Here is a 12,343-nt window from a genome sequence, read left to right on the forward strand (position 1 = left end):
ATTGATTGTGCTGGATTTCGATTGTGCCCGTATTCTTTTCTTGCGTGGTATGAAATGTGGTATGAATCATGGTTCTCGTTGGAAAGCTGACCAAGAAGCTAGTGGAAAATCTTGGCGCTGGTCGGCATGGCGATGGCGGTGGTCTTTATCTGGTTGTTGATCCATCGGGTGCGCGGCGGTGGATCGTGCGGGCGGTGGTCAAAGGTCAGAGGAATTTGAAGGGCGCGCCACTTCGGACAGACTTCGGTTTGGGTGGGGTCGATGTGGTAACCCTGAACCAGGCGCGCGAACGGGCGCTAGAATATAGGCGGATGGCCAAACAGGGGTTGAACCCCCGTTTTAATGCCAGCCGCGAGATACCCAGCTTTGAAGAAGTTGCTGGGCAAGTTCATATTGAACGAATGCCCACTTGGAAGAATGCCAAGCACGGTGCGCAATGGATCAACACTTTGCGCGATTATGCCTTTCCCAAGATCGGGCGGATGCCTGTCGATAGCATTGGCCAGCCCGAAGTGCTGATGTGCCTTTCGCCTATCTGGACCGACAAACACGAAACCGCGCGGCGGCTGGCGCAACGGATCAAAATTATTTTGGACGTGGCTAAATCCAAAGGCTTTCGGTCGGGCGAAAATGCGGTGACCGCGATTTTTGATGCGCAAGTGTTGCCAAGGGTCAAAACCAAGGCCAAGCACCACCGCGCGATGAAATGGCAGGACGTGCCCGCCTTTTATGCTGACTTAAAGACCCGCGATGCCATGGCCGCTAAAGCTCTCATGTTCACTTGCCTAACGGGATCACGCACCGGCGAGGTTTTAGGGATGCACTGGGGCGAGTTGGATTTGGCGGCAAAACTTTGGACCTGCCCAGCCGAACGGATGAAAATGGGCGAGGCGCACCGGGTGCCGTTGACCGCTGAAATGTTGGCAATCATCGAACCATTGCGCGAGATGCAGTCGGATTATGTGTTTGAGGGACAAAAGCGGCATAAGCCGTTGTCGAATATGGCCATGCTAATGCTGTTGCGCCGAATGGAGGTTGATGGCGTTACAGTGCACGGGTTCAGGTCCACATTCAGGGATTGGGCGTCCGAAGTCGCGAACGCGCCGCGCGAGATTGCAGAAATGAGTCTAGCCCATAAGGTCGGTTCAGATGTTGAGCGGGCCTATGCGCGGTCGGATTTGCTCGAAAAGCGGCGCGTATTGATGGTCCAATGGACAGGTTTTGTGGCGGGTATCGAAAAAAGTAAATGCCGAAAGCATGGCATACGTCAGCCTTTCGGAACCGCTCCTTGATAATAACGCCTGATTTTCGATAATTGAAATGCTGAAAGGTTGTTGTAATGTGACCTTTATGCTGAACCAAAACCAAATAAAACAATTGAAAGACATTGTTGACAAGCTATTAGGGCGTGAGGACGCGCCTTTGAATGCCCTTGCGCGCTTTACACCTCCGTTTGATATTTCTCGCCCAAACATTCACGATAGTAAAAAAGTTTTCCTGCAGGAGTTCACGCTGGTGAAAACAGTCGTCGACAATCTGCGCAGCGTAATTGATCAGATTTTAGTGCTACATAGTGATGAAATCCCCGAATACGGAGAGCTTTGTCGGCGCCTCGCATACGCTATCGAGGTAGGTGCATCCCAAAAATACCGTGATAAACCGCTGAATGAGCCGAGTGATCTCGCACTTAAAAACATTGCAGACACCGGATTTTTTACGAACTCTTTGCGAATAGTAATTGATATGAATTTGGTTTATAATCAAAGGCTTATAGATTTGCAAGACCAAGAGAAAGAGTTTTGGAACGTCGCAAATCGCGCGCCTAACTATTACGCGCGTACTATAGCGCTTCGGCTGGCACGGTTATATGCGAACGAAAAGAATCAACGTCCTACTTTTGGCATTTCGCGAGAAGGCAACTATCCCTCAACTGATTTTGGTCGCGCGTTGGAAGATGTCTTTGCCTTACTTGGAATAAAGGCGTCGGTGCGCAATGCGGCGCAATGGGCAATTGAGCAATTAACCGATGAGGACATTTCCTCGCCGCGTTTCGCTATGGGGGGCTTTTTGGGCTTGCTCCCCCGAACCAGAGCTGACCCGATGTAAGGCATTGGGCCGAACTAGAACAGGTCCGGCCAAAAGGGTAACTGAACTAGGTATTGCCACAGCGTAGGCCTCCCGAGATCAACATCTTTATGTGAGCGCTCTCAAATGGGTGCGCGACTTGTCTGCCGATCGTCAGCTGACAATGATTTACAGAGGTCAGGCGAAGTCCAAAACAGCTTGAGACCGAGAAATCGCGCGTCGCCAACTTTGCCGAAGCTCCCCCGGCCCAGCAGCGATGGCCTGCTGATTGGACGCTCGCAGCGCGCAAGAAAAGGCACCAGACAATAAGTTGCGCATACAAAAGTAAAATTTTGTGAGCGAAATTATGTATTGCTGTGGTGTCAAATCTATGTTGAACTCGGACCATCAGAAAATAGGAAGGGTCACATAGCTATGCGTAAGGTGGCCGCGCAACTTATTGAACTGGAGTCGCAATGATGGGCGCTGTCAGCATCCAGTCTGTACAGAAAACGTACAACAAAATGGTCGTGATCGAAAATTTGTCGCTGACCATCGAAGATGGTGAGTTTCTGGTTCTTGTTGGCCCGTCCGGTTGTGGAAAGTCTACGTTGCTACGCATGATCGCCGGGCTTGAGGACATCAGTGACGGTCAAATCAGCATTGCGGGGCGGCTGATAAACGACCTGGCACCCAAGGATCGCGACATCGCAATGGTGTTTCAGTCCTATGCCCTCTATCCTCACATGACGGTCGAGGACAATATGAGCTTCTCGCTGAGGCTCAAGAGGGTTCCAAAGGAAGAGCGTGACGCAGGAGTGGCGTCGGCCGCAGGAATTCTCGGGCTCGCGCCGTATCTCAAACGTCTGCCGCGACAGCTTTCCGGCGGTCAAAGACAGCGCGTGGCTATGGGCCGCGCCATCGTGCGCAATCCTCAAGTCTATCTCTTCGACGAACCGCTCTCCAATCTCGACGCCAAGCTGCGCGTTCAGATGCGCAGTGAGATCAAGCTGAATCACGCCAGGCTCGGGACGACCACTGTCTATGTAACTCACGATCAGATCGAAGCCATGACCATGGCTGATCGGATCGTGGTGATGAACGCGGGCAAGATCGAACAGGTCGGCTCTCCCCTCGAACTCTACGACCGCCCGGCCAATCTGTTTGTTGCAGGCTTTATCGGCTCCCCCGCCATGAATCTTCTTTATGGTCGCGGCATGCCAGAAGGGCTAAAACTGGAAGACGGAACGGTGGTGCCCATGACCTTGAGCCCAGATGCTCTGGGCCGAGATCTGGTTGCTGGCATACGACCCGAACATCTGGTCATAGCTGACAGCGGCTTGAAAGCCGAGATACTGACTGTTGAACCGACGGGGGCGGAAACCCAGATTGTAACCCGCATGGCGGGCCGCGACGTGTTTGTTTCCTTCCGCGAAAGGCTGAACCTTGCTCCAGGAGATCGGCTGCATTTGAAGCCGATGGGGGGCACCATCCAACTCTTTGATGCCGAGAGCGGCAATCGCCTGGGCCAGTGACAAAAGGAACCATAGCAGCATGACCATTACCCGTATCGAACCCGGGCAGCACTTTTCCGCAGCCGTGTCAGGCGGTGGCCATCTCTACATTTCCGGCACCATCGCTGATGACCACAACGGCTCGATTGAGGTGCAAACCCAGCAAGTCCTCGCCCGCATTGACGCACTGTTAGCCAAGGCAGGGCTTGACAAATCGCGGCTGCTCTCGGCCACGGTCTACCTTCCTCACATCCGTGACTTCGAGGCGATGAACCGCATTTGGGATAAGTGGGTCGATCCCGAGAACAAGCCTGCCCGAGCCACTGTCGAGGCGCGCCTGGCGATCGAAAGCCTGCGGGTCGAAATCTCGGCAGTTGCTCTGATGCCGTAATCCTGGCCGGCCTGAATTGGCCGGTCGTAAAATTTGATTATCAACCTGCTGAACACGACGTGCCCGTGTCTACGGGCAGGAGCGCGAAGACGCGGCGTGTTGACCGGTCAAAGTAAACGTCTATCAATTATAAAATTCAACATTGATATATGATAGAATATCGTTTTAAGCTATCTTGGTACGTGGCCTTGCTAATGCGCCGCTTACGGCGTTCGGGCGAGGGGAGTCGTCCAGTCACAAACGTCAGCAAGGCTTTGGCAAGCATGATGTCTGCAAACCGCAACGGAGGGTTCTCATGACTTTTGAAATGAAAAATCAGCACACGACCAAGCGCGGGGTGGATCGGCGATCCTTCTTGCGCGGTTCGGCGGCGACGGCCATTGGCCTTGCTGCGTTTCCCGCAATTATGTCCGGCACTGCACATGCAGCCTATACTGGAACGCTGGACATGTTGGCCTGGGATTTTCAGCCCGACATGATCAACAACCTGGTCAGCGCCTGGACTGCGGAAGGCAATCCAGCGGTCGATGTCGCGGTTATCCCAAATTTGGGCTACTCACCGGCCATCCAGACCCGCCTGCGTGGCGGCGCTGAGATCGACCTCTATTATAATTTCGCTTACAATTCGCAGAAATTCATCGACGAGGGATGGGCGCTCAAACTGAACGACCTGCCTGGTGTCGACGAACTCATAGGCGACATGTTTGAAAGCGCACGTGCCCGCCATGTGAACGCGGCAGGGGACGTGATTTCGGTGCCGTATTTCTCGGCCGTGCACACGCTTCACTACAACGCGCAATTTCTCACCGATGCCGGTATCGACAAAGTCCCATCCACGCTGGCAGACATCTACGACGCTTCGCTAAAGCTGCGTGAAGCTGGAATCGTTGAGGCGCCTTATGTCGCCTTCTGGGTCAAGGAATTCTGCGAAGAGTACTTACACACCTATCTGCTCAACGAAGGCATCGAAGCCTTCGATGAGGCGGGGAAGCCTATCTTTGGTGATGACCCTCGTACCGTCGGCGTCTTCGAGTGGTGGCAGAATATGTATCGCGAAGGCCTGGCGCCGGCTTCGGTGCTTACCGATGATCCCGGAAAGCTCTCCAACGAAATGGCGCAGGGTAACGCGGCCCTCTATGTATTGCATCATTACTTCCTCACCTCCATCAGATCCTTGGAGGGGCCGCAGTCTGCCAATGTGCAACTCGCTCCGATCGGTGGCGAAAACGCTACGCTACAGATCGGTGAAGTGATCCAGTTGGGCCAGATCGAGGACGAAGAGCGTCGTCTCGCCGCTTGGGAACTGGCAAAATACTACGGATGGAAGGATCAGGCTGGCAAGTTCACAGTCTTCGAAAAGTGGGCCGACGCTGCAGGTCTTGCAGCGCCTTATCCCGGCTTTTTCACGGATCCCGATGTGGTTGCGGCATTCCCTGACTATTACGATCTTCCAGGTCTTTCGCAGATCTTCGAAACCGGCTCCAAGGTGGTCCCTGCGCGCACTATGCCTTGGTATCCCGACTTCCAGGCTCGTGTTGGCGATATTGTCCACGCCCTGCTTTTGGGTCAGGCCACGCCGCAGCAAACCGTCGACGCGCTGACCGCTGCCGCCAACACTGCCCAGGGCGGTCCAAGCCTGTAACGGCCAGACCCGAACCCGAGCCAGCGACCCGCAAGGATTAGCTTATATGAGTTCATCATTCTCAAACGGGTCGCTGGCTCGGGCAGATGCTTGGTTCGGCATGAAAATGAGTGCAGTGGCCGCCATCATGATGGCAGTCCTGCTCATCATTCCATCTGCCCTGACCATTATCTACAGCCTGCACAACGTGCCTGCTAACGGCTCTAGCTTTGGAGAGTTTGTTGGGTTCCGGAACTACGAGATCATTTTCACCAGTAATGTTTTCTGGCGTTCGGTCTGGGTGACCGTGGTTTTCTCGGTCGGCTTTGTAGTCTTGTCCACCCTGTTCGGATTGGCCATGGCGCTGCTGCTCAACCAGGAATTCTTGGGACGGGGATTGGCTCGGGGGTTGCTCATTATTCCCTGGGCCACGCCCTGGCTGGTCATCGGTATTCTCTGGAAATGGTATGCCGACGGCAGTGTCGGTGGGCTAAACGCACTGCTGGTTGGGCTGGGTATTACCGGCGAGTACCAGAATTTTCTATCCGATCCCAACTCAGCCCTTCTGCTGGCCATCACCGCCGCAGTCTGGCGTCAGGCCAGCTTTGCCGGAATTCTGTTGTTGGCGGGTTTGCAGACATTGCCGGGGGAGTTGTATGAGGCCGCAGAGCTCGATGGCGCCAACTGGTGGCAGCGGCTCAACAACGTCACGATTCCTTGGTTGCGACCAGTGCTCGTGACGGTAACCGTGCTCAACATCATTTACGCATTCCTGCAGTTCGACGTGATTTTCGCCATGACGCAAGGTGGGCCCGGCGACGCCACACAGGTTCTGTCCATTCTTATCTACCGGCAATTGTTTGTGGTGACCCAGATCGGTCTTGGGTCGGCATTGGCCGTGGTTTTGGGTTTAGCGGCGCTGATCGGCGGTCTGGTGACGGTAAAAGTTCTTTATCGTGGAAAGGCGGCGAACTGATGCAACGGCAGTCAATTTTCAGAAAGCCCGCTGCTGGCGGCCGCAATAGTCGCAGCTTGGTCCAGAGCGTTGCGCTCTACGCTGGCGTGGCAGTGTTCGTTCTGTGGATATTGTTGCCAGTCTGGTATCTCGTGATATCCAGCCTGATAACACCGCAGCAGCTCGGATCGCGCTCATTCAGCTTTTTTCCGACATCAATCACCTTTGATAACTACTTGTCGGTGCTCACCGGCAGCACCGGCGGCGCTGGCATCGGTAGCACCGATATTGGATCACGGCTGTTGCCTGCGATTGGGCAAAGTTTTTTGGTCTCGAGCATTCTTGTGGTGTTGAACTTGATAGTTGCCGGGGCGGCCGCCTATGCACTGTCGCGCTATCCATTTCCGGGGTCGCGCCGCTTCGAATTGGCGGTGATCGCCACCCGCGTGGTGCCAGCTATCGCCATTATCGGCCCGTTCTTCGTAGCTTTTCGGGTGATCGGCGTGCTCAATTCACCTTGGGCACTGGTGATCAGCTACAACGTGTTCACGTTGCCGCTCGCAATCATGATCATGAAGAACTACTTCGATCAACTGCCCCGCGAAGTCGAGGAAGCGGCCAAGATTGACGGTGCAGGGCGACTGCAGACACTGTTGATCATCATCCTGCCCATCGCCCGGCCCGGTTTGGTCGCCGCAGGTGTCCTGATCTTTCTCGAAGCCTGGAGCGAATTTTTCTATTCGCTGGTGCTGACAAATCAGCTGACTGTGCCGTCTTTGCTGGCCGGTTTCCAATCGGTGCAGCAGTTTAACTGGAACGCGCTGGCTGCAGCGACGGTAATGTCGATGATCCCGCCGGTTCTGCTCGTCATGGTTTTCCAGCGAAATGTGGTGGGCTCGCTGACTGCTGGGGTGGGCAAATGAGCCGCATCAAAGCCGCGGTGCTCAGCGCGGGCGCATGGTCGCGATCTAGCCACTTGCCCGCGCTGGTTGGCGAAGATGACGTCGATGTTGTGGCGGTGTCGAGCCCAGATGCGGAAACTGCGGAAAAGTTGGCTGGCCTGTTCCACGTACCACGCTGGACCACCGACTGGCGTGATGCCCTGGCGGAAGGTGCGGACCTCGTCGTCGTCTCCTCGCCGCCGGTGGCCCACGAGGAAATGGTCATCGGCGCGCTGGAGGCCGGGGCCCACGTTCTTGTTGAAAAGCCTTTCGCGCTCGCGACCGCTTCGGCGGTTCGTATGCGTGACGCCGCCATAGCAGCCGGAAAGCACTTGTTGGTCGGCTTCGGTTGGCCCGCCGCCCCCATTTTTGCCCGTGCTCACGCTCAGGTTGAAGCTGGCGAGATCGGCTCGATCGAGCACATGACATTTCATTTGGCCGTTAATACGCGGGCGCTGCTCTGTGGTGGTACCGATGGCGGCTGGGGTGGCGGAGCGGCCTCGAAAAGCGCCACCTATACCGACCCAAGAATCTCCGCAGGCGGGTCGGTCGCCGTGTCGATGTCCCACCAGTTGGGTCTCACCGAGTGGTTGACGGGTGACGAAATCGTGGCGGTGCAGGCCAGCACATTCCCGGCCGGTGCACGAATTGATCTTCACGCGACCGTCAACGCTGAATTTGCAGGAGGTGGCTCGGCCGCCATTTCCTGCGCCTCAACGCATCCCTATCTCGCTCGACCCCAGTGGCACATGGCGCTTTATGGCGGCAAGGGTCAGATCTGGCTCGATTCTATGGCCGACCACCTGCGCCTGGTTCGTGCCAATGGCGAAATGGTCACCTTCAAGGAGCGCGATGCGTCGGGCGAATATGACGCCGGTGCCCCCACAAAAGCACTAATCGCCTGCGCCCGCGGAGTGGCAGCGCCTGCCTCGTTGGACGCGAGGCTTGCCACCAGAGTTGTAACTATCACCGACGCAATCTACCAAAGCGCCCGCAGTGGCGCAAAACTCCGGATAGAAACCCCATGACCTCCACCGTCCTGTTTTCCAGTGGCACCATCGTTGACGGACAGGGAACTGCTCCTCGTCCAGGCGACGTTTTGATCCAAGGTGATAGGATCGTCCGCGTTACCGACGGGACGGAAACCCTCGACGCTGATCGCGTGGTCGACATCACCGGGCTGACCATCGCGCCGGGCTTTATCGACATGCATACCCATTCGGACCTGCAAATTCTTTGCAATCCCGATCATACCTCCAAACTTTCGCAGGGCGTAACGACCGAGGTTCTCGGGCAGGATGGGCTCTCCTATGCGCCAGTCGATGAGGCAACGTTGTTTGAATTGCGCAGTCAGCTCAAGGGCTGGAACGACGATCCTGCTGGTTTTGACTGGAACTGGCGCACAGTGGGCGAGTATCTGGCCAGGCTCGATGGCAATACCGCCACCAATTGCGCGTATTTGGTGCCGCATGGCAATCTGCGGATGCTCGTCATGGGCAACGCAGACCGTCTCGCCACGTCAAAGGAACTGGACGAAATGAAGGCGCTGCTGCGTCAGGCGATGGAAGAAGGAGGCGTCGGCCTTTCAACGGGACTGACCTACGTGCCAGCCATGTATTCGGACACCGACGAGCTGGTCGCGCTTTGCGAGGTCGTGGCCGAATACAGCGGCTTTTACTGTCCGCACCATCGCAACTACGGGATCGATGCGCTGGGTGGCTACCGGGAATGTTTCGATATAGCCAGACGGTCCAGCGTCGCCCTACACCTGGCCCATTGCCACCTGAGCTTCGACTGCAATCAGGGCAAGCTGCCGGCGCTGATCTCGATGATCGATACAGCGATCGAGGATGGCGTTGATGTCAGCTTCGACAGCTATCCTTATCTCGCCGGCATGACAACGCTGTTGTCCCAGCTGCCGGGATGGGCACTGGCGGGGAGCGGCCATGAGCAGATGGCGCGGCTTCGCGATCCCGAAACGCGCGAGAAGATTATCCATGCCCTTGATGTGAGCGGGTCGGACGGCCACCAGGGCCTGACGGTCAACTGGTCTGGTGTCCACATGTCCGGCTTGCCCGGTGCGCCCGAGCTGGATTGGACGATGGACGACAATATGGCCGCATGCGCCGCCAAGATCGGCAAACGTCCGTCTGAACTTGCACTGGACATTTTGATTGCTACCGAGCGGGCAGCGCCCTGCGTGTTCTTTATTGGCATCGAGGCCCATGTCCGTGCGTTGATGCAGCACTCCGTACACACAGTGGGTAGCGACGGGATATTGGTCGGTGATCGCCCTCATCCGCGCAGCTGGGGTACCTTTCCGCGCTTGCTGGAAACTTATGTGCGTGAGGAAAAGGTGCTGACGCTGACAGAATGCGTCCGCCACATGACCAGTTCCGCCGCGCGCCGGCTGCGATTGGATGACCGGGGTGTCATTGCCGAAGGGATGCGCGCCGACCTCGTCGTGTTCGATCCCGAAACAGTTTCCGAAACGGGGACCTATGTGCATCCACGGCAGGCCGCAACTGGGATATCGCATGTGGTTGTCAACGGCGCGTTTGCGCTTCAGAACGGAATTGTGACTGGCGAACGCGCCGGACGCGTTATTCGACTCGGACAAGGCATGGAGGCCTGAGATGGTTGAGGAACTCCCCGCCGTATCTGGTGGTCGCGACTGGGTCGCGCTACCCGTGGCAACTCCAGGACTAGTTCTCGATCGCGACGTGTTCGATGCCAATATGGACGAGATGGTTGCCATTGCCCGATCGGCCGGCGTGGAACTGGTTCCCCACGCCAAGACGCATCGCATGGCCGCTGTCGGCCAACGTCAGATTGAGCGAGGTGCAGTTGGTTTGTGCGTGGCCAAGATTGGGGAAGCCGAGGCCTTTGCGGATGCGGGGATCGCCCGCTTGTTCGTCGCCAACCCGGTTATCGGTGCGGACAAGCTGGCGCGCGCGCTGGATCTGGCCGGGCGTGTAGACCTGACGCTCGCGATTGATGGCGTCGATGCTGCCAAAGCCATCGGAGCGTGCTTCGCTTCCGCCGACAAGACGATCAAGCTAATGCTCGCCATTGACTCGGGGCTCGGTCGTGAAGGCGTCAATCCCGACAAGGCGGCCGATGTAGCTGCATCTGCCGCAGATCTTCCTGGCGTTGATTTAGTCGGCATCTATACCCATGAAGGTTCCACCTACGGCGCTGTCGACCGCGCTGATCTCGAGGCCCGCGCCGTGGCAGCAGGTACGCTGATGGCGAACACGGCCGAAGCGATCCGGGCGCGAGGCCTGCCGCTGCCGGTGGTTTCGATGGGAGCCTCCGCCTCGGCCAGGGCCGTTGCACATGTGCCGGGAGTGACCCAGATTCGTCCCGGGATATTTGCTTTCAATGATGTCGGGCAAATCGCACTTGGCAATGCCGGGTTGGACACAACGGCGATCCGGGTTATTGCCACTGTCACCAGTCATCCTGATCCAAACCGCGCCTGCATCGATGCGGGTTCGAAATCGCTGTCCACAGACCTCGTCCCCGCTGGTGCCCACCGGGCGGAATATCCCGGCCACGGCATGTTGGTGAACGCGCCCGGCTGGATCATCGAAAAAATGTCCGAGGAACATGGCTGGTTACGTTGGCATGGACAGGGCAAACCGTCCTTACTGCCCGTGGGAACCCGTTTGGAGATCGTGCCCAACCATGTCTGCATGGCATTTGCCCTGTTGCGAAAAGCGACCGTTTTGTCGCACCAGAAGGTTGTGGACACGTGGGAGGGATTTGGAGCCGGCGCTTCGGAGTAAGGAAAGGTGTCAATATGAGAATGGATCAGAACGAGGTGCTTCTGGTAGCTTCGCGAGGGTTGGAGGCACATCACGGCCTCTGGCAATGGAAGTGCACGGATAGCGACTGGAATGGGCGCCAGATTGATACCGTCCGGCAACTTTCGTCGCTATCGGGACATCCGCGTCTTCCGGTGGTCTATGGCACTGCCGGGGTTGCCCAGGAGGGGACGTTGCATGCCTGGCGGATTGACGAGGCCGGCGAGGTGGCGTTGTCGGCAGCCTCCAGCCAGGGCGCAGAGCCTTGCCACCTCGTGGTCGATCCATCGGGGCGACTGCTGATTGCAACCAACTACACAAGCAGTACCCTGGCCCTGCAACCTCTGGCCAGCGACGGCTCCTTCCTGGGGCCGTTGGCATTGGTCAAACTGTCTGGGGGCGGCCCGGAGATTGATCGACAGGACGATGCCCATCCCCATCAAGTGTTTTTTCTCGACGAAACACTTATTGTTATAGATCTCGGCGCCGATCTTATCCGCGAATTTCATGTGGATTTCGAGCAACTCGGCTCCGTGGCCATAAGGGAAGTCCGCACCACGCCAGTGCCGGCGGGAAGCGGGCCGCGCCATGGCGTGGTGTTGCCTGATGGTCGGCTGGCGATCAGCGGAGAATTGGGTGAAAATCTGCTGACCGGCCATCTTGGATGCGCGGCAGCCGATTGGGCCAATGTCCGCAGTACCCGGATCAACGGGCCCGCCCGCTCGCGCTGGGAGCGCAACTATCCCGGCGACATCCGCCGGTCTGAGGATGGTCGCCATGTCTATTTTGCCAATCGCAGCCATAATACGTTGGCAACCTTCGATGTAAGCAGTGATCTCCCGTCGTTCGTCGCCGAGATCGACACCACAGTCAACTGGCCGCAGCACATACTGGTTAGACCGGAGTGCGTTATGATAGCGGGCTGGGATTCGTCGCTCGTCGTGGCCCTTGAATTGCGTGACGGCGTGCCGCAACAAGTGAAGTCGCTTTTCGAATGCGAAGGTGCTGGGTGGTTGCATGCCCATCGGATGACATAGATCCTCTCGCG

At 57.0% G+C, this 12,343-nt stretch carries 11 protein-coding genes; all 11 read left to right on the forward strand.

All coding sequences use genetic code 11. The features are described from left to right. Nucleotides 1-68: 68 nt before the first annotated feature. The 11 genes from PSQ90_RS10460 (at nt 69) to PSQ90_RS10510 (ending at nt 12,332) form a co-directional block, all read left to right on the forward strand. Nucleotides 69-1,292: a tyrosine-type recombinase/integrase gene (locus tag PSQ90_RS10460; RefSeq protein ID WP_282210258.1), complete on the forward strand. Its 1,224-nt coding sequence runs from the start codon at nt 69-71 to the stop codon at nt 1,290-1,292. 49 nt (nt 1,293-1,341) lie between these two features. Further along, complete coding sequence (locus PSQ90_RS10465; RefSeq protein WP_282210259.1) at nt 1,342-2,106, forward strand: hypothetical protein; 765 nt, start codon at nt 1,342-1,344, stop codon at nt 2,104-2,106. Between the two features lie 437 nt (nt 2,107-2,543). Next, complete coding sequence (locus PSQ90_RS10470) at nt 2,544-3,599, forward strand: ABC transporter ATP-binding protein (RefSeq protein ID WP_282213032.1); 1,056 nt, start codon at nt 2,544-2,546, stop codon at nt 3,597-3,599. 19 nt (nt 3,600-3,618) lie between these two features. Continuing rightward, nucleotides 3,619-3,969: a RidA family protein gene (locus tag PSQ90_RS10475; RefSeq protein ID WP_282210260.1), complete on the forward strand. Its 351-nt coding sequence runs from the start codon at nt 3,619-3,621 to the stop codon at nt 3,967-3,969. A gap of 295 nt (nt 3,970-4,264) precedes the next feature. Further along, nucleotides 4,265-5,611 (forward strand): ABC transporter substrate-binding protein, encoded by a 1,347-nt coding sequence (locus tag PSQ90_RS10480; RefSeq protein ID WP_282210261.1) that lies wholly within the window; start codon nt 4,265-4,267, stop codon nt 5,609-5,611. Between the two features lie 46 nt (nt 5,612-5,657). Then, nucleotides 5,658-6,566, forward strand: coding sequence for a carbohydrate ABC transporter permease (locus PSQ90_RS10485; protein ID WP_282210262.1), 909 nt, complete (start codon nt 5,658-5,660; stop codon nt 6,564-6,566). Continuing rightward, entirely contained in the window at nt 6,566-7,468 is a 903-nt protein-coding gene (locus tag PSQ90_RS10490) for a carbohydrate ABC transporter permease (protein WP_282210263.1), read from the forward strand. The genes PSQ90_RS10485 and PSQ90_RS10490 overlap by 1 nt, the downstream gene beginning before the upstream one ends. Next, on the forward strand, nt 7,465-8,514 hold the full coding sequence (locus PSQ90_RS10495; protein WP_282210264.1) for a Gfo/Idh/MocA family protein: 1,050 nt from the start codon (nt 7,465-7,467) through the stop codon (nt 8,512-8,514). The genes PSQ90_RS10490 and PSQ90_RS10495 overlap by 4 nt, the downstream gene beginning before the upstream one ends. Next, entirely contained in the window at nt 8,511-10,121 is a 1,611-nt protein-coding gene (locus PSQ90_RS10500) for an N-acyl-D-amino-acid deacylase family protein (protein ID WP_282210265.1), read from the forward strand. The genes PSQ90_RS10495 and PSQ90_RS10500 overlap by 4 nt, the downstream gene beginning before the upstream one ends. Nucleotide 10,122: 1 nt before the next feature. Continuing rightward, nucleotides 10,123-11,277 carry an alanine racemase gene (locus PSQ90_RS10505; RefSeq protein ID WP_282210266.1) on the forward strand — a complete coding sequence of 385 codons (1,155 nt, stop codon included), beginning with the start codon at nt 10,123-10,125 and terminating at the stop codon, nt 11,275-11,277. 20 nt (nt 11,278-11,297) lie between these two features. After that, nucleotides 11,298-12,332, forward strand: coding sequence for a lactonase family protein (locus PSQ90_RS10510; protein WP_282210267.1), 1,035 nt, complete (start codon nt 11,298-11,300; stop codon nt 12,330-12,332). The last annotated feature ends 11 nt before the right edge of the window (nt 12,333-12,343 follow it).

Source organism: Devosia rhodophyticola (assembly GCF_028816475.1).
Taxonomy (GTDB): domain Bacteria; phylum Pseudomonadota; class Alphaproteobacteria; order Rhizobiales; family Devosiaceae; genus Devosia; species Devosia rhodophyticola.